Annotated in this window: 22 protein-coding genes and 1 pseudogene; 13 read left to right on the forward strand and 10 right to left on the reverse strand. The window is 68.2% G+C overall.

Annotated elements, in window-relative coordinates; genetic code table 11:
- Positions 1–93: 93 nt before the first annotated feature.
- Both ABTV91_RS17330 and ABTV91_RS17335 read left to right on the forward strand, forming a co-directional pair.
- Positions 94–1,788 (forward strand): proline--tRNA ligase, encoded by a 1,695-nt coding sequence (locus tag ABTV91_RS17330; protein ID WP_433852549.1) that lies wholly within the window; start codon positions 94–96, stop codon positions 1,786–1,788.
- Between the two features lie 156 nt (positions 1,789–1,944).
- Positions 1,945–2,313 (forward strand): annotated as a pseudogene (locus tag ABTV91_RS17335) (H-NS family nucleoid-associated regulatory protein); the annotation flags it as partial.
- A 181-nt stretch (positions 2,314–2,494) separates the two neighbouring features.
- On the opposite strand, the gene ABTV91_RS17340 reads toward ABTV91_RS17335, so the two are convergent.
- A complete protein-coding gene (locus ABTV91_RS17340; RefSeq protein ID WP_433852550.1) occupies positions 2,495–3,754 on the reverse strand; it encodes a threonine/serine ThrE exporter family protein in 1,260 nt (419 codons plus the stop codon).
- Positions 3,755–4,072: 318 nt separating this feature from the next.
- Between ABTV91_RS17340 and ABTV91_RS17345 the strand changes: the two genes are divergently transcribed.
- The 5 genes from ABTV91_RS17345 to ABTV91_RS17365 all read left to right on the forward strand — a co-directional run bounded on the left by ABTV91_RS17345 (position 4,073) and on the right by ABTV91_RS17365 (position 8,255).
- Positions 4,073–5,185 (forward strand): MlaE family ABC transporter permease, encoded by a 1,113-nt coding sequence (locus ABTV91_RS17345; protein ID WP_433852551.1) that lies wholly within the window; start codon positions 4,073–4,075, stop codon positions 5,183–5,185.
- Positions 5,186–5,197: 12 nt separating this feature from the next.
- The gene (locus ABTV91_RS17350; protein ID WP_433852552.1) at positions 5,198–6,019 is read left to right on the forward strand and encodes an ABC transporter ATP-binding protein; all 822 of its coding nucleotides are present in this window, start codon (positions 5,198–5,200) and stop codon (positions 6,017–6,019) included.
- Positions 6,020–6,137: 118 nt separating this feature from the next.
- On the forward strand, positions 6,138–7,064 hold the full coding sequence (locus tag ABTV91_RS17355) for an MlaD family protein (RefSeq protein WP_433852553.1): 927 nt from the start codon (positions 6,138–6,140) through the stop codon (positions 7,062–7,064).
- Positions 7,061–7,702, forward strand: a complete 642-nt coding sequence (locus ABTV91_RS17360; RefSeq protein ID WP_433852554.1) for an ABC-type transport auxiliary lipoprotein family protein — start codon at positions 7,061–7,063, stop codon at positions 7,700–7,702. Before ABTV91_RS17355 ends, ABTV91_RS17360 begins: the two co-directional genes overlap by 4 nt.
- A gap of 64 nt (positions 7,703–7,766) precedes the next feature.
- Complete coding sequence (locus ABTV91_RS17365; RefSeq protein ID WP_433852555.1) at positions 7,767–8,255, forward strand: hypothetical protein; 489 nt, start codon at positions 7,767–7,769, stop codon at positions 8,253–8,255.
- A gap of 92 nt (positions 8,256–8,347) precedes the next feature.
- On the opposite strand, the gene ABTV91_RS17370 is transcribed toward ABTV91_RS17365, so the two are convergent.
- From ABTV91_RS17370 to ABTV91_RS17380, 3 genes are all read right to left on the reverse strand, one after another.
- Positions 8,348–8,680 (reverse strand): hypothetical protein, encoded by a 333-nt coding sequence (locus tag ABTV91_RS17370; protein WP_433852556.1) that lies wholly within the window; start codon positions 8,678–8,680, stop codon positions 8,348–8,350.
- Between the two features lie 91 nt (positions 8,681–8,771).
- Positions 8,772–9,518 (reverse strand): type I methionyl aminopeptidase, encoded by a 747-nt coding sequence (map, locus tag ABTV91_RS17375; protein ID WP_433852557.1) that lies wholly within the window; start codon positions 9,516–9,518, stop codon positions 8,772–8,774.
- A 68-nt stretch (positions 9,519–9,586) separates the two neighbouring features.
- Positions 9,587–10,060 (reverse strand): DUF2938 domain-containing protein, encoded by a 474-nt coding sequence (locus ABTV91_RS17380; RefSeq protein ID WP_433852558.1) that lies wholly within the window; start codon positions 10,058–10,060, stop codon positions 9,587–9,589.
- An 89-nt stretch (positions 10,061–10,149) separates the two neighbouring features.
- On the opposite strand from ABTV91_RS17380, the gene ABTV91_RS17385 reads away from it, so the two are divergent.
- Both ABTV91_RS17385 and ABTV91_RS17390 read left to right on the forward strand, forming a co-directional pair.
- A complete protein-coding gene (locus ABTV91_RS17385; protein WP_433852559.1) occupies positions 10,150–10,581 on the forward strand; it encodes a helix-turn-helix domain-containing protein in 432 nt (143 codons plus the stop codon).
- Positions 10,582–10,656: 75 nt separating this feature from the next.
- Positions 10,657–10,974, forward strand: a complete 318-nt coding sequence (locus ABTV91_RS17390) for a hypothetical protein (protein WP_433852560.1) — start codon at positions 10,657–10,659, stop codon at positions 10,972–10,974.
- Positions 10,975–11,100: 126 nt separating this feature from the next.
- On the opposite strand, the gene ABTV91_RS17395 is transcribed toward ABTV91_RS17390, so the two are convergent.
- From ABTV91_RS17395 to ABTV91_RS17415, 5 genes are all read right to left on the reverse strand, one after another.
- Positions 11,101–12,273 (reverse strand): serine hydrolase domain-containing protein, encoded by a 1,173-nt coding sequence (locus ABTV91_RS17395; RefSeq protein ID WP_433852561.1) that lies wholly within the window; start codon positions 12,271–12,273, stop codon positions 11,101–11,103.
- Between the two features lie 124 nt (positions 12,274–12,397).
- Positions 12,398–12,895: a hypothetical protein gene (locus ABTV91_RS17400; protein ID WP_433852562.1), complete on the reverse strand. Its 498-nt coding sequence runs from the start codon at positions 12,893–12,895 to the stop codon at positions 12,398–12,400.
- 67 nt (positions 12,896–12,962) lie between these two features.
- Positions 12,963–13,166: a hypothetical protein gene (locus ABTV91_RS17405; protein WP_433852563.1), complete on the reverse strand. Its 204-nt coding sequence runs from the start codon at positions 13,164–13,166 to the stop codon at positions 12,963–12,965.
- Positions 13,167–13,287: 121 nt separating this feature from the next.
- Positions 13,288–14,379 (reverse strand): DNA glycosylase AlkZ-like family protein, encoded by a 1,092-nt coding sequence (locus ABTV91_RS17410; RefSeq protein ID WP_433852564.1) that lies wholly within the window; start codon positions 14,377–14,379, stop codon positions 13,288–13,290.
- Positions 14,380–14,487: 108 nt separating this feature from the next.
- Complete coding sequence (locus ABTV91_RS17415; protein ID WP_433852565.1) at positions 14,488–15,054, reverse strand: hypothetical protein; 567 nt, start codon at positions 15,052–15,054, stop codon at positions 14,488–14,490.
- 238 nt (positions 15,055–15,292) lie between these two features.
- Here ABTV91_RS17415 and ABTV91_RS17420 point away from each other — a divergent pair, with 238 nt between their 5' ends.
- The 4 genes from ABTV91_RS17420 to ABTV91_RS17435 all read left to right on the forward strand — a co-directional run bounded on the left by ABTV91_RS17420 (position 15,293) and on the right by ABTV91_RS17435 (position 18,747).
- Positions 15,293–15,928 carry a GntR family transcriptional regulator gene (locus ABTV91_RS17420; protein WP_433852566.1) on the forward strand — a complete coding sequence of 212 codons (636 nt, stop codon included), beginning with the start codon at positions 15,293–15,295 and terminating at the stop codon, positions 15,926–15,928.
- Between the two features lie 230 nt (positions 15,929–16,158).
- Positions 16,159–16,302, forward strand: coding sequence for a benenodin family lasso peptide (locus ABTV91_RS17425; protein WP_433852567.1), 144 nt, complete (start codon positions 16,159–16,161; stop codon positions 16,300–16,302).
- 46 nt (positions 16,303–16,348) lie between these two features.
- The gene (locus ABTV91_RS17430) at positions 16,349–17,020 is read left to right on the forward strand and encodes a lasso peptide biosynthesis B2 protein (RefSeq protein ID WP_433852568.1); all 672 of its coding nucleotides are present in this window, start codon (positions 16,349–16,351) and stop codon (positions 17,018–17,020) included.
- The gene (locus tag ABTV91_RS17435) at positions 17,020–18,747 is read left to right on the forward strand and encodes an asparagine synthase-related protein (protein WP_433852569.1); all 1,728 of its coding nucleotides are present in this window, start codon (positions 17,020–17,022) and stop codon (positions 18,745–18,747) included. Before ABTV91_RS17430 ends, ABTV91_RS17435 begins: the two co-directional genes overlap by 1 nt.
- Here the strand turns inward: ABTV91_RS17435 and ABTV91_RS17440 are convergent.
- Positions 18,744–20,918: an Atxe2 family lasso peptide isopeptidase gene (locus ABTV91_RS17440; protein ID WP_433852570.1), complete on the reverse strand. Its 2,175-nt coding sequence runs from the start codon at positions 20,916–20,918 to the stop codon at positions 18,744–18,746. The two genes, ABTV91_RS17435 and ABTV91_RS17440, sit on opposite strands and share 4 nt — an antisense overlap.
- Position 20,919 lies beyond the last annotated feature (1 nt).

Here is a 20,919-nt window from a genome sequence, read left to right on the forward strand (position 1 = left end):
TCGGGCCTGCCGGGCAAGCCCGGCAGCTGCGGGGCGCCATGTCCGGCCGGGGCTTCTGGCAGAATGACCAGCCCGCCGTTTCGCGATCCCCCCATGCGCCTGTCCCGCTTCCACCTGCACACCACCAAGGAAACCCCCGCCGACGCCGAGCTGGTCAGCCACAAGCTGATGCTGCGCGCGGGCATGATCCGCAAGCTGGCCTCCGGCCTGTACACCTGGTCGCCGCTGGGCCTGCGCGTGCTGCGCAAGGTGGAAGGCATCGTGCGCGAGGAAATGAACCGCGCCGGCGCGGTGGAACTGCAGCTGCCGACCATCCAGCCGAAGGAGCTGTGGGAAGAGACCGGGCGCTGGGAGAAGTTCGGCGGCCAGCTGCTGAAGATCAAGGACCGCAAGGAGCAGGAATACTGCTACAGCCCCACCGCCGAGGAAGCGATCACCGACTTCGCGCGCCAGGAGCTGTCCAGCTACAAGCAGCTGCCGGTCAATTTCTACCAGGTGCAGACCAAGTTCCGCGACGAGATCCGCCCGCGCTTCGGCGTGATGCGCGCGCGCGAGTTCCTGATGAAGGACGCCTATTCCTTCCATCTGGACGACGCCAGCCTGGTGGCCGAGTACGAGAACATGAAGGCCGCCTACACCCGCATCTTCACCCGCCTGGGCCTGGAGTTCCGCGCGGTGCAGGCCGATTCCGGCGCCATCGGCGGCGACGCCTCGCAGGAATTCCACGTGATCGCCGATTCGGGCGAGGACGCGCTGGTGTTCTCCACCGGTTCGGACTACGCCGCCAACGTCGAGGCCGCCATCGCCGCCGATCCGGCGCCGCGCGGCGCCGCGGCCGAGGAACTGCGCAAGGTCGATACCCCGACCCAGAAAACCTGCGAGGACGTGGCCGCGCTGATGGGCATCGCCCTGGCGCGCACCGTCAAGTCGATCGCGGTGATGACCGCCGACGGCGACTTCGTGCTGGCGCTGGTGCGCGGCGACCACGAGGTCAACGAGATCAAGCTGGGCAAGGTGCCGGGCCTGGCCGACCACCGCATGGCCAGCGAGGCCGAGATCGCCGAGCACCTGGGCAGCGAGCCGGGCTTCCTCGGCCCGCTCAACCCGCGCAAGGCCATCCGCATCGTCGCCGACCGCGAGGTGGCGGCGATGTCCGACTTCGTCGTCGGCGCCAACGAGAAGGGCTTCCACATCGCCGGCGTGAACTGGGGCCGCGACCTGGCCGAGCCGGAAGTGGCCGACATCCGCAACGTGGTGGCCGGCGACCGCGCCCGCGACGGCGGCGAACTGAAGATCGCGCGCGGCATCGAGGTCGGCCATGTGTTCCAGCTCGGCCGCAAGTACGCCGAGGCGCTCAAGGCCACGGTGCTGGACGAGAACGGCAAGGCCGCGGTGATGGCGATGGGCTGCTACGGCATCGGCGTGTCGCGCATCGTCGCCGCCGCCATCGAGCAGAACCACGACGAGGCCGGCATCGTCTGGCCGGTAGCCATGGCGCCGTGGCAGGCGGTGGTGTGCATGATCAACCCGAAGCAGGACGCGGCCGTCACCGCCGCCGCCGAAGCGCTGCTGGCCGACCTGCAGGCCGCCGGCGTCGATGCCGCGCTGGACGATCGCGGGCTGCGCCCGGGCGCGATGTTCGCCGACATGGAGCTGATCGGCATCCCGCACCGCATCGTGGTGTCCGAACGCGGCCTGGCCGCGGGCACCTACGAATACCGGGCGCGTTCGGCCAGCGAGGCCGAAAGCCTGGACAAGGACGGCCTGCTGCGCAGGATCGCCGGATGAGGATCGGAAAGGCCGGAGCGAAATCCCGGCCTTTTCTTATTGGAAACAATATCGGGTGCACATTATCGTTTGCCGTTTCCGTGAAACAGCCGGTATGCTTTGCCGCGCTGCCACGGAATGGCGATACCCGACCCCATTATCCGGAGTAGCTATTCGATGAGTATTGACCTGAGCGGCCTGTCGGCCAAAGAACTGGCCTCCCTGATCCGCGACGCGCAGAAGCGCAAGAGCGTCGTCGCCAAGCGCCAGCCCATCACCAAGGTCCGCACCCAGCTGGTCAAGGCCGCGCAGAAGGCCGGTTACACCATCGAGGAACTGTTCGGCACCGGCGCCCCCCGGGCCGCCCGCGCGCCGCGCGCCGCCAAGGCCCCGACCAAGAGCGCCACCAAGGGCGTGAAGGTCGCGCCGAAGTACCGCGACCCGGCCAACGCCGCCAACACCTGGACCGGCCGCGGCAAGCAGCCGCGCTGGCTGGCCGAATACACCGCCGGCGGCCGCAAGGTCGAGGATTTCCTGATCCAGAAGTGATCGGGGCGGGAAGATGCCAATTAAAAACGCCGGCATATGCCGGCGTTTTTAATTGGCAAGGAGTGAGTGAAGAGGAGTGAGGAGTGAGAAAAGGCAGGAGCAAAAGCCGGCCTCTCCGCGAAGGCGGAGATCGCCCTTGCTTCTTCTCACTCCTCACTCCTCTTCACTCACTCCTCGCTCAAAGATTCTTCCGCGCCGGCACCAGCAGGTTGCCGAACAGCAGGCCCGCCACCAGCGCCATCACCACGTTGACCACAGTCAGCAGCGCCGATTCGCCGGCCCCCACGTTCTGCTGCTGGATCAGGCTCAATACCCCGCGCAGGCTGATGCTGCCGGGCACCAGCATGATGATGCCGGGCAGGCGGATGATCGCGCCCGGCCGCTGCGCCACCCGGCCGAACAGGTTGCCGGCGGCGGTCAGCATCATCGCCGCCAGGAATATCCCCGCCGGGCCGCCCCACTGCTGCCCGCCATAACGGGAAATGGCATAACCGGCCAGCGAAGCGGCCATCACCCACGGATAATCCCGGCGCGAGGCGCGGAACAGCATCGCGAAGGCGAACGCGGCCAGCATCACCGAACCCCATTCCACCCATTCCGGCTGCGGGCGCGAGGCGCGCACCAGCGGTTCGAGGCCGATCAGGTCGGTGACGGTCACCGCGATCATTGCGCCCACCGTCAGTTTCATGATGGTGGTCAGCGCGCCGGCGAAACGCGCCGTGCCCGACACCCAGTGCTGGCTGGCCAGTTCGTTGACCGCGTTGGTCAACGCCATGCCCGGCAGCAGCACCACCAGCGAGGCGATGATCACCGAGTTCTGGTTCAACGGGCCGATGAAGCTGGCCACCAGTACCGCGACGAAACCGGCCAGCAGCGCGGCCAGCGCGTCGCTGGCCTCGCGGGTGGCCACGCGCCGGTCGGTATAGAACAGCATCAGCCCGATCAGCAGGCCGGTGACGCCGGCGGTGACCACGTCCAGCCACGGCAGCCGCCACATGCCGGCCACGCCCGCCGAGCCCAGGCAGAAGGACAGCAGCATCTGCGCGTTGTCGCGCCAGGTGGGCGCCTTGTCGAGCTGGCGCAGCGCGGTATGGCCCTGGGCGATGCTCATCTGCCCGCCGGCCACCGCGTCGGCGATCTGGTCGGCCAGGGTCAGCTTGTGCAGGTCGTTGCTGCCCGGATCGAGGCGGATCACGCGGGTGATGTCGCTGGAGCCGATCGCCTGGGTCGGGTCGCTGAAACTGAGGATGATGCCGGTGGGGTTGGACCAGGGCTCGCAGTCCAGGTCCAGCCGCTGCGCCAGCGCGACCACCGCCGCCTCCAGCCGCTGCGCCGTGGTGCCGTAGCTGTGCAGGCGGCCTGCGATCTCCGTGACGAAAGCCACGCGCTGCGCATAGGTGGCCCGGTTGGAGAGGGGTGCGATGGTTTCGGCGGACATGCGCGCTAGTATCACCCGGAAGCAGGTCGCCACAGAACCGGCGCGTACGCGCCACGCGCCTGCGGGATCGCGCACCCGCCGATGGCCGCATGGCCGCGGTGCGATGCGCACGACCCTAGGGTCCTGCACCCGCATCGCCTTCCGCGTCGCGCGACTTCGGCGCCGCGATCGCCGGTGGGTCCGCGTGCATCGCCCCACGGTGCGCGGAAGGCGCCGGCGACCGGCCGCACCCGATGGCGCGGCGGTCCGCGCATGGACGCCAAGCCCGTCATGGGCGCGCGACGGACGACAAGGTATGCTCGGCGCCGGACGCTGCCCATGAACAACGCCGAACCGCCCCACTGCGCGATGGATCCGGACGTCGACGGCCAACTGAGGCTGTCGGGCAGCTGGACGTTGTCCACCGCCCTGCAATCGGCCGAGGCGCTGCGCGGCATCGACGCGCCGGTGCGCGGGCTGGATGCGCGCGGCATCGACCAGCTGGATTCGGCCGGCGTGCTGCAGCTGCTGCGTTTCTCGCGCGGCGCGGGCCTGGCCGACGACGCGCTGCGCTTCCGCGACGAACACCACGCCCTGGTCTGCACCATCGACGAAGTCGCCGACGAGCGCCCCAAGCCGCAGCGCGACTACGGCGTGGCCGCGGCGCTGGAGCGGCTCGGCCGCTCGGTGCATGCCATCGGCGGCAACATCGTGGTGCTGCTGGGCTTCTTCGGCGAAAACCTGGCCAAGCTGGCGCGGCTGGTGCGGCAGCCGCGGCGCCTGCGCCTGACCGCCACCGTGCACCAGATGGAAGAGGTCGGGCTGGACGCGGTGCCGTTGATCGCGCTGCTGTCCTACCTGGTCGGCGCGGTGATCGCCTTCCTCGGCTCGACCATCCTGCGCGACTTCGGCGCGGAAATTTACGTGGTCGAACTGGTCAACATCGCCTTCCTGCGCGAGTTCGGCGTGCTGCTGACCGCCATCGTGCTGGCCGGGCGCACCGCCAGCGCCTTCACCGCGCAGATCGGCGCGATGAAGGCGCGCGAGGAGATCGACGCCATCCAGACCCTGGGCCTGGACCCGATCGACCTGCTGGTGCTGCCGCGGGTGCTGGCGCTGATGCTGATGCTGCCGCTGCTGACCTTCATCGCCATGGTCGCCGGCCTTGCCGGCGGCGTCACCGTGGGCGCGTTCGACCTGGGCATCCCGCCGCAGATGTACATCGCGCGCATGCACGAGACCATGGAACTGCGCCATTTCCTGGTGGGCCTGTCCAAGGCGCCGGTGTTCGCGCTGATCATCGCCCTGATCGGCTGCCTGGAAGGGCTGAAGGTGGAAGGCACCGCGCAGTCGGTGGGCGAGCGCACCACCTCCAGCGTGGTGCAGACGATCTCGCTGGTCATCATCCTCGACGCGCTGGCCGCGTTGTGGTTCATGCACATGGACTGGTAAGGGACCCGCGCGATGGCGATCCGCTCCAGGAGCGACAACGGCGGCGACGAACTGGCCATCCGCGTGCGCGGGCTGGTCAACCGCTTCGGCAGCCAGACCGTGCACGACGGCCTGGACCTGGACGTGCGCCGCGGCGAGATCCTGGGCGTGGTCGGCGGCTCGGGCACCGGCAAGTCGGTGCTGATGCGCTCCATCCTCGGCCTGCGCACGCCCGACGCCGGGCAGATCGAAGTGCTGGGCGTGGACGCGCGCGCGGACGACGCGGCCGCGCGCCTGCACATCGAACGCAACACCGGCGTGCTGTTCCAGGACGGCGCGCTGTTCTCCTCGCTCACCGTCGGCGAGAACGTGCAGGTGCCGCTGAAGGAACACCACCCGGAACTGCCCGAGCGCTGGCACTACGAACTGGCGCTGCTGAAGGTCAAGCTCGCCGGCCTGCCCGCCGACGCCATCAACAAGCTGCCCTCGCAGCTGTCCGGCGGCATGCGCAAGCGCGCCGGCCTGGCGCGCGCGCTGGCGCTGGACCCGCCGCTGCTGTTCCTGGACGAACCCACCGCCGGCCTGGACCCGATCGGCGCGGCCGCCTTCGACCGCCTGATCAAGACCCTGCAGGAAGCGCTGGGCCTGACCGTGTTCCTGATCACCCACGACCTGGACACGCTCTACGCCATCTGCGACCGGGTCGCGGTGCTGGCCGACCAGAAGGTGGTCGCCACCGCGCCGCTGCCGGAAATCGAACGCCTCGACCATCCGTGGATCCGCGAGTACTTCCACGGGCCGCGCGCGCGCGCCGCGCGCGGCGCCGGGGAACGGGAAACGGAGATGCGGCAATGAACCGTTTCCGTCGCCTCGTCTTCACCGCCCTGCTGCAGTCTCTCCCCCCGGACAAGCCGGGCGCGGCTGTCCACCGCCGCCCCCTGTTCCCCGCTCCCCCCTTCCCGGCCGTGACCCCATGGAAACCAAAGCCCATTACGTCCTGATCGGCGCCTTCACCCTCATCGTGTCGCTGGCCCTGCTCGCCTTCGGCCTGTGGGCGGCGAAGTACTCCTCCGACCGCACCTGGCAGGAGTACAGGGTGGTGTTCGACGAGGCGGTGACCGGCCTGTCAGTCGGCAGCCCGGTGCAGTACAACGGCATCTCGGTGGGCTCGATCACCGACCTGTCGCTGGCGCCGGACGACCCGCGCAAGGTGATCGCCAGGGTGCGCCTGAACTCGACCACGCCGGTCAAGACCGATACCCGCGCCAAGCTGGCCATCACCAGCATCACCGGCCCGGCCATCATCCAGCTCAGCGGCGGCAGCCCGCAGGCGGCGGCGCTGACCACGGTCAGCCGCGAACCGATCCCCACCATCCAGACCTCGCCCTCGGCGCTGCAGAACATCACCGACGTCGCCAACCGCGTGGTCGAGCGCATGGACCAGCTGCTCAGCGACCAGAACGTGGAGCGCATCTCCAACACCCTGGCGCACCTGGAGACCGTCAGCGGCGGCCTGGCCGACCGCGACCAGGGCACCCAGGCGCTGCTGGTGGAGGCGCGCGACGCCGCGCGCAACCTCAACGCCACCCTCACCACCGCCAACGGCACGATCCGGCACCTGGACGAGAACGTCGTGCGCCAGCTGCCGGCCACGCTGGACAAGCTCGACGCCAGCCTGTCCAAGCTGGACTCGGCCGCCGGCAACGCCAATGCGATCCTTGGCGAGAACCGCGCCGCCATCAACAGCTTCGCCAACGACGGCCTGGCCCAGCTCGGCCCGACCCTGACCGAACTGCGCGGGCTGATCCGCGACCTGCGCCGGGTCAGCGACCGCCTCGAGAACAACCCGGCACGCTACCTGCTTGGCCGCGATGCCCCGAAGGAGTTCGAACCGAAATGAAGCGCTCCCTGCCGATGCGACTGCTCGCTCCCTTCTGCCTCCTGGCCCTGGCCGGCTGCTCGGTGCTGGCCAGCGGCGACCGCCATCCGATCACCATCTACGCGCCGCAGGCGCGCGTGTCCGCCGACCCGGCGTGGCCGCAGGTGGATTGGCAGCTGGCCGTGGCCAAGCCCGCCGCCTCGCGCCTGGTGGACAGCCCGCGCATCAACGTGCGGCCCACGCCCGGCGAACTGGAGGTCTACCGCGGCGCCACCTGGTCGCAGCCGGCCACCGACATGCTCGAAGATGCCCTGCTGCGCGGCTTCGAAGACACCGGCCGGATCAACGCGGTGGCGCGCATCGCCACCGGCATCCGCTCGGACTACAAGCTCACCATCGACCTGCGCCGCTTCGAATCGGACTACGCCGGCAATGAACGCCCCGCGGCGACCATCGAGCTCAACGCCAAACTGATCCACAGCCTCGACCAGCGCGTGGTGGCCTCGCGCACCTTCCGCGTCGCCGAGCCCGCCGCCGGCACCGACCTGGGCAGCGTGACCGCCGCCTTCGAAACCGCGCTGGGCAGGACCACCACCGAGCTGATCGGCTGGACGCTGGCCTCGGGCCAGGCGGACCGGCAGGCCCACCCGGTGCCGTAACACGGGGCTTGCCCCGCATGCTTTGCTGCGTAGCACCGTGCCGGGCGAGCCCGGCACCTACACGGTGTATCGTCTCGACCAATGCGTGGCCTCGCGCGGCTTCAAGGCTCGCCCCATCCCGTGGATGCGAGAGCTTGCCCCGCATGCTTTGCTGCGTGGCGCCATACCGGGCGAGCCCGGCACCTGCGCGGTGTACCGCCTCGACCAATGCGTGGCCTCGCGCAGCTTCAGGGCTCGTCCCATTCCGTGGATGCGGGGGCTTGCCCCGCATGCTTCGCTGCGTGGCGCCATGCCGGGCGAGCCCGGCACCTGCGCGGTGTACCGCCTCGACCAATGCGTGGCCTCGCGCGGCTTCAAGGCTCGCCCCATCCCGTGGATGCGGGGGCTTGCTCCGCATGCTTTGCTGCATGGCGCCGTGCCGGGCGAGCCCGGCACCTACACGGTGTACCGTCTCGACCAACGCGTAGCCTCGCGCAGCTTCATGGCTCACCCCATTCCGTGGATGCGGGGGCTTGCCCCGCATGCTTTGCTGCATGGCGCCGTGCCGCGCTAGCCCGGCACCTGCGGAGTCGGGCTCGCGGCCGGGCGGGTCACGCGTTCCTTCATTCGTGTCACGGCAACGAGCCGGCACCGCATCCAGGCCACTCAATCGTCCGCGCCGGTCATCCGCGCATGCCATGCCGCGTACGGCGTGTTCTTCGCCAGATGGCGGTTGTAGTCCGGCGCGCCATCGCTCCACCACACCGGCCCGCGTTCGCCGAGCGCGCGCTTGGCCGTATCCACCGCCGCGCCTGCACGCGCCAGCGCCTGTGGGTCGGCCTGTCGTCGCGCGCGGCCGACTTCGCGGCGCGCGGCCATCAGTTGACGCACCGCCGCCTGCCGCTGTTCCTCCGGCAGGTGTGGATTGGTCGCGCGCCACAGGCGGCCGCGCACCACCAGATAGCGGCCATCAGGCGTAAGCAGCGGTGGATCGGCCATGCGTGGCAGAGGTGGAAGGGAACGCCGTCACCATCGCCGTCGCCGCGTGCATGCGGTGTCGATGCCTCGCGCCGCCGGTGCGGCATGCAGGTCAGTGCAGCGTCACCACGATCGGCTCGCCGCGGGTGACGATCAGCGTGTGCTCGTACTGCGCCGAGCGGTTGCCGCGCGCGCCCAGCAGGGTCCAGCCGTCGTCGCCTTCCTCGACCTGGCGACTGCGCGTGGACAGGAACGGCTCGATGGTGATGACCATGCCCTCGTGCAGCAGGCGCGTGTCGTGCGGGTCGTAGTAGCCGGGGATGTGGTCCGGCTCCTCGTGCAGCGCGCGGCCGACGCCGTGGCTGCCCAGGTTCTCGATCACACGGAAGCCGGCTTGGCGCGCGGTGCGTTCGATTGCCGCACCGATCAGGTTGAGCGGCTGCCCGGCGCGCGCCACCTTCAGCGCGTTGGCCAGCGCGCTGCGCGCGGCATGGCACAGGCGCAGGTCGCGCGGCGCGGCATCGGGCAGCACACGCGTGCCGCCGGTATCGGCGAAGTAGCCGTCCAGTTCGGCCGACACATCGACGTTCAACACGTCGCCCGCCGCGAGGACGCGCGCGCCCGGCACGCCGTGGGCGGCTTCCTCGTTGACGCTGATGCAGGTCGCGCCCGGGAAGCCGTAGACCAGGCGCGGCGCCGGCTGCGCGCCCTGCGCGGCGAGCAGGCGTTCACCGATCAGGTCGAGTTCGCCGGTGGTCATGCCCGGGCAGGCGGCGGCGAGCATCGCCTCGCGCACCTGCGCGACCAGCCGGCCGATGCGTTGCAGGCCGTCGATGTCCGACTGCGATCCGATGGTCATGGCGTTCTCCGGGCGATGGGCCGGGAAAGGCTAGCAGCGTTCCGGCCCATTCCTTCAAGCCCTTGATGTCAAAGCGGAAAAACGGCGCATATCGCAGCCCCGGCGAACAGGCCCGCGCCGAACACCGCATGCGTGGCCAGGCTCTGCAGCCGCGCCGGCCAAGGCTGCGGCGTGCGGGCGGCCGCGATGCCGGCGCCGAACGCCGGCTGCATCACCAGGAAGGGCAGCAGCACCGTCGCGACGCCGAAGCCCAGCGCCATGCCCAACGTCGGCTGCCGCAGCCAGCCACTGCCCGTCATCGCCACCATCATCCCGGCCATGCCGATGCCGATGGCGTAGTGCGCGCACCAGCCCAGCACGCGCTCATGCCTGACCGGCGCGGCATCGCGGATGACGTCATGCCGCCAGCGCCCTGCGCGCCAATGCCCGATCCAGCGGCCCAGCAGCGCGTAGTCCAGCGTGGGCCGCCCGAGCCGGCGCAGCAGCAGCGCCCACAGATCAGTCGCCGCGGTGGCGACAATGCCCATGACCACGACCCGCATGATGATTCCGCCATCGTCCATCGCTCTTCCCGCCTGCCAGGAAACCTGTTTCCATCAGTCTCGACGTTGAAGCCGGCTTGAGGTCAAGCGTGCAGGAGATCGACATCGGCCAGGTGGTGCGGCAAAGCGGCGTGGCCGCTTCCACCCTGCGCTATTACGAAACCCGCGGCCTGATCCGGCCGATCGGGCGCAACGGCCTGCGCCGCGTCTATGCGGCCTCGGTGATGCAGCGCCTGTCGCTGATCGCGCTGGGCCGCGCGGCGGGGTTCTCGCTGGAGGAGATCGGCGCCATGCTCGGCGAGGGCGCCACTCCCGACATCGACCGTCCGCTGCTGCTGCACAAGGCCGACCAGCTGGAGCGACGCATCGCCCGCCTGCAGGCGCTGCGCGATGGACTGCGCCACGCCGCCCGCTGCCGCCATGCCGACCACCTGCACTGCCCCACCTTCCAGCGCCTGATGCGCGCCGCGTTGCGCCGGCAGGGCAGGCAGGGCGATACCGGCAACCCGGCTTCACCGTGACTTCACCGCGGCCCCATCCAGGCTCCGCGCACCAGGTCGATGCTCCACGCTCACCCGCCACCCTGGAGTACCGCCGTGAAAAGCCTTGCGATCCGCCCGGCCATCGGAACCGGCCTGCTGCTTCTCATCCCCCTGGTCATGTCCACGCTGGACCGCCACAAGCCCGCCGGCGACGGCTGGCACTGGGGCCCGATGGACTTCGTGGTGATGGGCTTGCTGCTGTTCGGCGCCGGGCTGGCGTACGAATACTTCGCCTCGCGCCTTGGCGACAGGCGGCACCGGGTGCTGCTGGGCGCCGCCCTGCTGTGCGCGGTGCTCGCGATCTGGGTGGAACTGGCGGTGGGTGGCATCAGCCAGCTGGCCGGCCATCTGCCCAGCTTCGGCGGCGCCTGAACCACGGCACCGGCCCACGATCTGCTTTGCTTGAGTCCCTCCCGTCGCCGATTGCCCGCACGACACTGGAGCAGCGTTGCGTGGAGCCGACCCACGCAACGCACTGCGCCCGTTACGGCGCCCTTGTCATGGCCTGGCCAACCGTTCCTCGACGGCGGAAAACGCCGAACGCTCGCCCTTGCGCGCGTCCGGCAGGCCGGTGGCGAAATACGCCACGCCGGTGCCGCTGGCCGGGTCGACCCACAGCCCCGACAACAGGCCGTACGCCGAACCGGAATGGCCAAAGCGCGCCACGCCATCGCCGAACGGGTCGTCGCGGCAGCCCTTCACCGGCGTGGCCAGGGTCTGCATCGCCAGCCCATAACGGCAGAAGAAGCCATCGCCGCCTTGCCCGCTGTCGTCCTCTTCCGAGGTCATGCCCGCGCCCGGCGCCCAGGTCCACTGCGGGCGCGCCAGTTCGCGCACGGATTCCGCGCGCAACAGGCGCACGCCGTCCACCTCGCCCCCGCCCAGCAGCAGGCGACCGATCTTCGCCAGGCCGTTGGCGGAAATGCGCAGGCCGCCCTGCGGCGCGAACAGCGCGCCGTTGTCGCCGGCACGCCAGCGGCCGAGATCGCAGCTGCCATCGGCGGCGGCCACCACCGGGCAATCGGGGCGACGGCCCTGGTTGTCGTCGCGCACGGGCCGGTGCGCCTCGTCGTACAGCACCACCGCGCGCGCCACGGTGGCGTCATCGCAGCTGGCCCAGTTGAAGCAGGCCGCGACGCCGAGCGGCCCCAGCACCAGCCGCTGCATCAGCCGGTCGAAGCGCTCGCCGCTGGCTTTCTCCATCACCGAGGCGATGAGCGGGAAATCGATGTTGGCGTAGCGGAAGAAGGTGCCCGGCGCATGCGCCTTGTCCCAAGCGCGCGGGTCGTCCAGCACGTCGCGCAGCTGCCCGCCCAGCGGCACGGCGTAATAACCGGCGGCATCGGTGAGGCCGGCGCGGTGCGAGAGCAGCAGGCGCAGGGTGATCGGCGTATCAGGGAACTGCGGGTGGCGCAGCGTCCAGCCGAGCCAGCGCGACACATCCGCGTCCAGGTCCAGCTGCCCGGCCTCGACCATGCGCATCACGCCCAGCGCGGTGACCAGCTTGGAAATCGAAGCGATCCGCACCGGATCGTCGGCGCCCAGCACGCGCCCGGCGGCGATGTCGGCCATGCCGTGCGCTTCGGTGGAGGTGACACCGTCGCGGTCGAATGCCACCCGCACCGTCGCCACCGGCTCGGCCGCCTGCAGGCTGCCTGCGACCAGACACATCCCCAGCACACATCCGATGCGCATTCCCGTTCCCCGCGATTGGCGAAGCACCGACCTTAGGCAAGAATGCCGGCAACGTCGAGTGCGGATCGGCCCACGCGCGAGGGCGCGTGGGCAGTGTGCGTCAGGTAAGGGCCGAGGTGGATTCGTAAGGCAGCGGGCGCAGGCCCAGCGCGATGATGGCCGGGGCGGCGGCGTCGAGCACTTCCTGCTCGCCGTCGATCACCACCAGGATGTTGCCGGCCTCGATCTCGTCGTCGAACGCCTGCCGCACCGGATCCGGCACGGTCGCGCCGAGCAGCGCCGACCCCAGGCTGCCGACCATCGCGCCGGCCAGCCCCACCGCCGCGGCGCCGGCCAGGGTGATGCCCAACGGCGGCACGGCGACGGCGACCAGGCCGGCGAGCAGGCCGGTGGCGGCGCCGTACCCCGCGCCACGGCCGACCGCGGCCATCAGGTCGGTATCGGCCATCTTGCGTTTGTCCGGAATCTCGCGCTTCTCGATGTCGGAACGCGCGACCAGCAGGATGTCGTCGTTGTCCACACCGGCGCGGCGCGCCGCCGCCATCGCCTGCTCGGCCAGCGGCAGCCCGGTCGCACTGAATACATGGCGTTTCTTCATGGCCGTTACCTCCTTGCGCGATCACGTGCGCAGGCACGCATACGCTGTCGGGCCGTCTTCGCCGCGATCAGCGGCGGGCATCCTTCGTATCGCCCTCTTCCGCCTCGCCTTCTTCCCGGTCCAGCATGCGCTGGTCGTGCATGTCCTTCTGGTGGCTGGGCTCGGTGCGCGTCGCCTGGCGCGCGGGGTTGGTCCTGCGCGGGTCCTCGGTACCGGGACGCGGTTGCTGCTGCACCTGGTCTGTCTTCTGCCGGCTCTGGTTGCTGGTCATAACGGACACCTCCACGGCGGCACCTGCCGCGCGCCCACCCTGCGCCGCCGCCGATTAGGGCCGCGTGCCGATGCGTGATGCGAGCGGGCACAAACGTGACCGGAGGGATAACGGATGCCGCTCAGTCCCCGAGTCCAAGGAACATTCGCATCCGCGCCAGCTCCTCGTCGAGCGCGATGTGGAATGCGGCATCCTTCGGAGGCCGGCCGGCGACATACCGCAGCTGCGCGTCCAGCGCGCCCGCCACGACCGACAGGTTGCCCCAGCCGATCACCTGCTCGCGCCACAGCAGCGGCATCGCGTAATAACCGAGCCTGCGCTTCGCCGCCGGGGTGTAGGCCTCGAAGCGGTAGGTCCAGCCCCACAGCAGCTCGAAGCGGCGGCGGTCCCACACCACCGGATCGAACGGCGTGAGCAGGCGCACCTGCCCGTCGGCCTGCCAGCGGCGGCTTTCCGCGCGCTCGCCGTCGGGCCACAGCCAGTCCACGCCGTCCACGCGCGCGCACCGCAGGCGCTGCCGTGCGCGCAGCAGCGCCGGCCTGCAGGCATCACGCCACTGTGGAACGCCATTGCCGAGGTAACCTACCAGTTGCCGCAGGCTGGCCGCCGGCAGCGGCGCGTACTTGCCCACGATCAGATCGATCAACGCATCCAGGCGCATTCCGACCTCGTGCGCCTGCACCGGCGCGACGTCCTCGCGCACGGCGTAGACGCGGGTGCCGCCTTCGCGCCGCGCCACCCGCAGCAGCCCGCGGTAATGCATGCCATCGAGCAGCTGGGTGCTGGCGTTGGACGAGCCACCGAACCAGTTGGTGGTCTTGCCATGGGCGAAATGCGCCTCGACCTCACGCGGATGCGCCACGCCACGGCCGGCGACGAACTCGCGCACCGCCTGCGCCTGTTTCCAGCGCGCCGGCGTCCACACCGCGCGCGCCTGCCGCGGGTGCATCAGCGCCTGGTGCGCGCGCGGCAGGAAGCCGTAGTTGACGAAGAAATCCTCTTCCAGCGGCAGGCGCGGATAACGCCGCTCCAGTTCGCCGGCACGGTAGTCCCTGACCCGGTGGCGCAGGGTGAGGTCCTGCGCCCGCGCCGGCGCGCGGATGGGGTCGGCCTGGACGAAACCGAGTTTTTCGATCGCCCGCATCAGCGTGGTCGGCTTGAACAGCGTCCGGGCGACGGCGTAACGGCGGAGTTGATCGAGGGTGGGCGGCATGGGCGCATGATGCCAGCTGCCGGCATTCCGGAGTGCCGCCACCGGCAGGCGGCATCCCGCCACCCGTGGTTGCCGCAGCGGATGCGGGCGCATCGCCCGCCTGGCCGCTCAGCGCGCGCGAGAGCGCTGTTCCCTCTCCACGATCATCTCGACCAGCGCACGCTCTTCGGCCGTCAGCGGACGATCTCCGGTCGGCAGCGGCGCTGTACCTTCCTTCGTGTTCTGCCCATGGTCGTACTGGGCCGCCAGCGCCTCCAGCATGACGGACAGCTCGGGCGACAACTCCGGCGCGGCGCCGCCGTTGCGCCGGTTCTCCTCCAGCGCCGACAGGAGCGTGACCAGCATCTTCTGCGTGGCTCCCTGCTCGCCGGTGCCCTGGCCGCCGTTGGCATGTTCGTTCAAGGAGCGCTGGTAGTAGCCGGCCAGCAACCGCTCCAGCCTGTCCGTGCCGGCGCTGCCTTCATGCAGCACGGGATCGTCGCGCTCCAGCACCATGTCGACGATGGCCTGCTCGTCGGCCGACAGCGCGCGCGATGGCGCCCGCCGCGGCTGGCTCAGCACCTGCGCTTCGTCGATCGTATTCCTCAGCGCCTTCCAGCCGAACCAGCCGAGCCCCAGCACCGCGGCCACTCCCAGCACGACCAGCAGCAGCAACACGCCGAACAGGATCAGCAACGGCTTCCACCATGAACTCCGCGCCCGGGGCGGCGTGACGTGTGCACTCATGCGCATGCCCCAACCGGTGCCGCTACAGAAAACCGATGCGATGCCATGCGCTTCATATCCCCTGATTAGTAGGTGAAGCATACCCGCCACGAGCCGACGGACGGCGGCGATTGGCTGCTGTACGCGTAGGCCCTTCTTGTAACATCGACACGGAAAAGGACGCCATACGCAGACAGGGAGTTCCGCCATGCGTGCGAACCACTCCAAAAGCGCGCTCGTCTACCGCCAGGTCCGGCGAGGGCTGCGATCAGGACTGTACCTGCCCGGACAACGGATCGACCCGGGCACCCTGGCCGCGGAATTCAACACCAGCCCCACGCCCGTGCGTTCCGCCCTCTACCGCCTGGTCGGCGAAGGGCTGATCGACGACCACGCACGCAACGGGCTGCATGTCCCTCTGCTCACCGAGGTCGCCCTGCGCGAACTTTATGACTGGATGGAACGGCTGCTGCTGATGGCATGCGATATGCGTGGCGACCTTGGAGGCATACCGGCCGCCAACGGCAACGACATCGCGTCCAGCAATGGCGGCGACACGATCAAACGAACCTGGACGCTGTTCGATGCGATCGCGGCTGCCACCGCTTTTCGTCCATTGCACCAGGCAGTCAAACAGGCCAACGACAGACTCGCCCCGGTGCGATGGGCAAAGCGCGGCCTGATCGATCACGCCGACGACGAACTGGCCGAACTCGACGGCCATTGGCAGAGCCGCGACATCCCGGCGTTGAAAGCCGGCCTGCGCGACTACCACGCGCGCCGCAAACTGCTGGTGCCCCGGATCGTGGCCCTGCTCGTCGACCGACGCGACCAGCACACGTAACCGGGCTGGCTTCTTCCTATCGGAAGCAACAGCGCGATTGCCTGGGTGTATCGGACCGGGCGCCGGTGACAGTCATCACGATGCCTCGGGGCCTCGCATTTCATGACGACCTGCGCGCCTTTGGATAATCATCGTTTAGCAACGCAATAATCATTTGAAAATCAAATTTTCCGCCTCCTACGCTGCGTGCGTCATGGAAACCGCCATGACGCAACCGCAGGAGAGCAAAGATGAACAGCAACGACAACAACCGTGACAACGCGGACGACGTGATCGTGCTTGGCGTCGCCAGTGTGGAGACGCAGGGGGGCGCCGGCCCCGGTGAACCGACCGGCCCTGGGCTGCCGATGATCCCGGGCATTTCCGAGGAGTGAGTCACCAGGACGCGCACTTCGGTGCGCGTCCTGCCTGGAGGAATGGATGCATTGGCTGATCAACCAGGATCTGTCCTGTTGCGATATCGATGGCCGTTTGGTCTTCCTCGATCTCGCACTCGACCGATATTTCACGCTGACCGCTCCGCTGGAGTCGGTCATGCGCAGCTATCTGTCGTCTGGAACGCTTTCCCGGCGACAACGTGAGGATCTGGAAGGCAAGGCGGGGATCGTGATCGCGCGTGCGCTCGGTCTGCACTCCTCCATCCCGGGCCTACCCAGTCCCACGGTCAGCGCCATCGAATCATCACCTGCAGCGGGCTGTCGGCCTGCCGTACTGCCCGAGGTCGCCGCGACCATCTGGTGGGCACGACGACAGCTGCGGCGTCGGCCGCTCAAGGCGGTCATCGAAGGCATCGCCATACACAGAGATGCGAAAGCCCCACCTCGTGCTCATGCTTCCATGACCATTGAACCTCTGCAGGATGCGGCAACGCAGTTCATGCGGGTACGCCGCTACGTGCCTGTTGACCCCTGCTGTCTGCTGGATTCGCTGGCCTTGCTCCGCTTCCTTTCGCGACGGCGGCTGCACGCGCGGATCGTCTTTGGCGTGAACCTGGTTCCTTTCGCAGCCCACTGCTGGGTGCAGGCCGGAGGCATCGTGCTGAACGAGACGCTGTCCGACGCAGCTGCACATACCCCGATCAGGATCATCTGATGGAACACGACTTCATCCTCCTGCTTGGCGAAGAACTCAGCGGCTCCGCGCGATTGGAAGACGCACTGCATGCCCGTGGAATGCAGTGCGAGCTGCGTACCCGCCACGCACGGCTGTTCGTTTCCGCCGCAACGCCCCTGCTTCGATTGCCTGGCCATGGATTGCTCATAGGGAGGCTTTTCGACCATGGCGGCAAGGCAGTTGGAGAACTATCCGGGCTTGCAGGGACTGTTGAGGAGCGCGAGCATCGCCTGTTGCGCGAAACGTGGGGCGAATATCTCCTGCTGCATGTGGCCGACAATGACGAAGAGCAGGTAGTACGAGTTCTGCGCGATCCATCGGGTGCCGTCCCGTGCATCTACGGCTTCATGGGGGACCATGGATTCGCGACATCCAACATCGCCCTTGCAACCCACCTCGGTCTCTACCGCAAGGAGGTGGATTGGGGGGCCATGGCGCACAGCCTCGCGTACCCCTACCTCCGGACGGGCCACACCACGTTGAAAGGCATCCGCGAGCTTCTTCCCGGGAGTACCCTCACCTGCCACGACGGTAGCCTTTCCACGCACGCGCCCTGGTCGCCTTGGAGCTTCGTATCCCGTGGCATTCGCCACAGGGACCGCGAAGCAGCCATCGCCGATGTGCGCTCCGCGGTCTCCACGGCGGTTTGCTCATTGTCGGCGGCCGATCACAGGCTGGTGGTTGAGCTGTCAGGTGGGCTGGATTCCTCCATCGTCGCGGCATGCCTCCAAGGGGATATCGCGCGCGCCACGTTCTACACGCTGGTGATGCCAGTGGCTGGCACGGATGAACGTCCCTATGCTCGACTGGTTACGGACACCCTGGGATGCGGGCTCGCCACCCAGCAGGTCGGCTTCGAGAATGTGCGCTTCGATTTCCCCTTGTCGCCCTCGGCATTCCTGCCAGCCATGGGCATCCTGCAGAATGCAGTCAACGAAGCATGGGAGAAAGCTGGCGCGGACTGCGATGCGGATAGCTACCTGTCCGGCGGTGGTGGCGACACCGTTTTCTGCTACCTGAAGACGGCGGCGCCGTCAGCCGACGCGTTCCGCGAGAACGGACTCAAGGCCGGCGTTGTGTCTCTCCGCGATCTCTCGGCGCTCCACCAATGCACGTTCTGGAAAGCGGCACGGCTGACGCTGCGCAAGCTCCGGCTCCCACCGTCCGGTACCTGGAAGAAGGACAGCCGCTTTCTTTCCCCAGCCCATACGCCCGACACGCCGGAGTATCACCCTTGGCTGGACATGCCGACCGATGCGCTTCCGGGGGATCGCGAGAAAATCCAGGATCTCATCGGCACACAGTTGTTCCGGGACACGGCCCCGCGTAGGGCGGGGCGTTCCATGCGCTTTCCACTGCTGTCCCAACCCGTCATGGAAGCGTGCCTGCGTGTACCGACATGGATGTGGATCGAGGGCGGGCGCAACCGCGCGGTCGCCCGCGATGCCTTCGCCGATCGCTTGCCACCGGGGATTCTCGACCGCCGCAGCAAGGGCTCGTATACCGGCTACATGGCGGCCGTCTACACGCGCAACAAAGATGGCATGCACAAATTCCTGGAAGATGGCCAGCTCGCAGCACACGGCCTGCTGGACCGCAACGCGCTCGCGGACTTCCTTGCCCGTGAACTGGCGCCGCGCGACCTTTCCTTCCTGCGCATCTTCGACCTGTGTGCGGCAGAAAACTGGGCACGGCAGCAAGCCTAGCCTTCCTCACGGCGGCGTTCGCCCCTCTCCTCCCGGTTGCCGGCACGCATCTGCCGCCAGATACGGTATTGCCCAGCCTTCGCGGGATCCGGATCCTCGTATTCCTGCAACCAGAAGCGGAACCAGTCGATATTGCGTTCGTAGGCAGCCAGCTTGTGCCGCGGCTGGAACTTGATATGCGCTTCTTCAGGAAAAACATAGAGATCGCCCTGCTTCCTGCGCAACAGCGGCAATGCATAGTCCAGCAGCATCCGGTACTCCTGCTCCGGCAGCTGGAACAGGATCGGCGCGCGGATCCGGTCAAGCTGGAACGCCGGTGATATTTCCCTCCATCGCTCCGGTGTTTCATCTGGCGCCCCCAGCTGCCACATCAGGCGCAGGTTGGTACGGAATGCCTCACGCAGGCTGTTTAACAGGTAGTAGCTCGGAGTCGGCGAGATACTGCTGACAGAGGCAGCGGCGATAGCATTCGAATGCATGAGCGTCCATAAGGTCACCTCGCTGCCGAAGCTGAGCCCGCCCATGCCTACGCGCCCGGGGTCGGCCTTTCCATGGGCGGCCAGCAGGGCGACCACACTCTCCACGGCGGCCCGCCCCTGGTCATGACGTTCGACGTAATCCAGGCGGAAGCCAGGCAGAGCGTTGATGCACAACGCCGAGATCCCGTGCCCGGCCAGCGAAGCCAACGGCCATTCATCACCCAATCCCCCTCGCAGGAACCCCTGGCAGGTATAGAACGTAATGAACAGCGGTGGCGGGTGGTCAACGTTCCTCGCCTCGAAAAGCTGACCGGTGAACTCACGGCCTTGCGCGTCCTTCCAGCGGATCATGCGCGCGGGTGTCGTGGCGCCGATATCCGCCTCCAGCCCTTTGTTCGGCTCGAACAGTATCCGGCGTTCACCACTGTCGATATCGATCGCTTCCAGTCGGGGTGGGCGATCCGCCTCGGCGGCGACGCACACCAGCGCCTTGGCCGATACCCCACATGGAACGTCCGGGTGCCACTGGCTGCCGCTTACCAACCCATCCGACACCACGATGGTCTGCACGGTACCGGTGGCTACATTCCAGCGGTGGATCGACTGCGCGCGTCCCTTTTCGTAGTCGGTAGTGGTGAACAGAACCTCGTCGCTTCCTGGCCGCCATTGCACATCGCCTACGGCGCGATGCGTGCACCGCGTATCGGTACAACGCACCAGCTTCGCGGACCGTCTATCAGGCAACATCGCCAAGGTGGAGGCTACCGATTGCAACATGCCGGCCTCCGCCTCCTGTGTGGGCAGGAGGAGGGCGATGCGCAGGTCATCCGGATGCGGAACAAGCTTCGTCGGCGCCGGCAGGATGCCTGGAATATCGGTGGCCGTCGGCAGCACAGCGGGCACTTCCGAAACCGTCGCATCCCGTGTGGCCAGAGTGCCCGTATCGGCTTCCCTCCACCGGTCGGACACATTGGCCAGCAGTGGGCCGGTCGAGAACCAGTCCCCCAGGAACCGTTGCGTCGCCGGCCGCCCTTCGACCCTACCAGAACGGTGCAGGCTACCAGCGAGCACTACAGATTCATCGATGCGTATTCCCCGTTCATACTCCCCCTGCTCGGCATCGAGTACGGCATCGCGCATGGCGCCGATGCTGTAGAGCACGCTGTTTCCGTCCTTGCCGAGGGCGAAATCACGTACGTCAGCCGCATCCTTCACCACTTCCTTCGCCTGCGAGCCGTCCGCAGCCGCGCGCCAGATGGAGACGCGGCCGTCGATCCGCGCACGATAGTGCAGCCAACGTCCATCGCTTGACCAAAGCGCTGGCGATGGCAGTACCAAGCCAGTCGCATGTTTACGCAGAGGTTCGCCGCCCTCCCCGATCCGCAGCGGCGGCGAACGTCCATCCAAGTTCTGTACATACCAGACACTGTCGTAGGTATTGCGCTCTATGGACGCCTGTTCCATGCGGAACGCCACATGCCGGCCATCGGGCGACACCACCGGATTTCCCAGGTCATTCACTTCCAGGAGTCGACGTGGCGAGACCGTCGCTGCGCAGACCGGTGGCGCGGCGATCGCAGCCGCCAGCAGGAAGGACAGCGTTGCACAAACCAGGGATGTCCGGCCCATCACGAATCGCCGCAACCGTGCGCATCGATTCCGCCGCGATGCATGGAAATTGTGGCTATGCATG

The organism is Stenotrophomonas nitritireducens (assembly GCF_050984405.1).
Lineage (GTDB): Bacteria > Pseudomonadota > Gammaproteobacteria > Xanthomonadales > Xanthomonadaceae > Stenotrophomonas > Stenotrophomonas nitritireducens_B.

Coding starts and splice junctions, on each gene's coding strand:
- ABTV91_RS17330 (WP_433852549.1), top strand. CDS start 94: ATGCGCCTGTCCCGCTTCCACCTGCACACCACCAAGGAAACCCCCGCC.
- ABTV91_RS17340 (WP_433852550.1), bottom strand. CDS start 3,754: ATGTCCGCCGAAACCATCGCACCCCTCTCCAACCGGGCCACCTATGCG.
- ABTV91_RS17345 (WP_433852551.1), top strand. CDS start 4,073: ATGAACAACGCCGAACCGCCCCACTGCGCGATGGATCCGGACGTCGAC.
- ABTV91_RS17350 (WP_433852552.1), top strand. CDS start 5,198: ATGGCGATCCGCTCCAGGAGCGACAACGGCGGCGACGAACTGGCCATC.
- ABTV91_RS17355 (WP_433852553.1), top strand. CDS start 6,138: ATGGAAACCAAAGCCCATTACGTCCTGATCGGCGCCTTCACCCTCATC.
- ABTV91_RS17360 (WP_433852554.1), top strand. CDS start 7,061: ATGAAGCGCTCCCTGCCGATGCGACTGCTCGCTCCCTTCTGCCTCCTG.
- ABTV91_RS17370 (WP_433852556.1), bottom strand. CDS start 8,680: ATGGCCGATCCACCGCTGCTTACGCCTGATGGCCGCTATCTGGTGGTG.
- map (WP_433852557.1), bottom strand. CDS start 9,518: ATGACCATCGGATCGCAGTCGGACATCGACGGCCTGCAACGCATCGGC.
- ABTV91_RS17380 (WP_433852558.1), bottom strand. CDS start 10,060: ATGCGGGTCGTGGTCATGGGCATTGTCGCCACCGCGGCGACTGATCTG.
- ABTV91_RS17395 (WP_433852561.1), bottom strand. CDS start 12,273: ATGTGTCTGGTCGCAGGCAGCCTGCAGGCGGCCGAGCCGGTGGCGACG.
- ABTV91_RS17400 (WP_433852562.1), bottom strand. CDS start 12,895: ATGAAGAAACGCCATGTATTCAGTGCGACCGGGCTGCCGCTGGCCGAG.
- ABTV91_RS17405 (WP_433852563.1), bottom strand. CDS start 13,166: ATGACCAGCAACCAGAGCCGGCAGAAGACAGACCAGGTGCAGCAGCAA.
- ABTV91_RS17410 (WP_433852564.1), bottom strand. CDS start 14,379: ATGCCGCCCACCCTCGATCAACTCCGCCGTTACGCCGTCGCCCGGACG.
- ABTV91_RS17420 (WP_433852566.1), top strand. CDS start 15,293: ATGCGTGCGAACCACTCCAAAAGCGCGCTCGTCTACCGCCAGGTCCGG.
- ABTV91_RS17425 (WP_433852567.1), top strand. CDS start 16,159: ATGAACAGCAACGACAACAACCGTGACAACGCGGACGACGTGATCGTG.
- ABTV91_RS17430 (WP_433852568.1), top strand. CDS start 16,349: ATGCATTGGCTGATCAACCAGGATCTGTCCTGTTGCGATATCGATGGC.
- ABTV91_RS17435 (WP_433852569.1), top strand. CDS start 17,020: ATGGAACACGACTTCATCCTCCTGCTTGGCGAAGAACTCAGCGGCTCC.
- ABTV91_RS17440 (WP_433852570.1), bottom strand. CDS start 20,918: ATGCATAGCCACAATTTCCATGCATCGCGGCGGAATCGATGCGCACGG.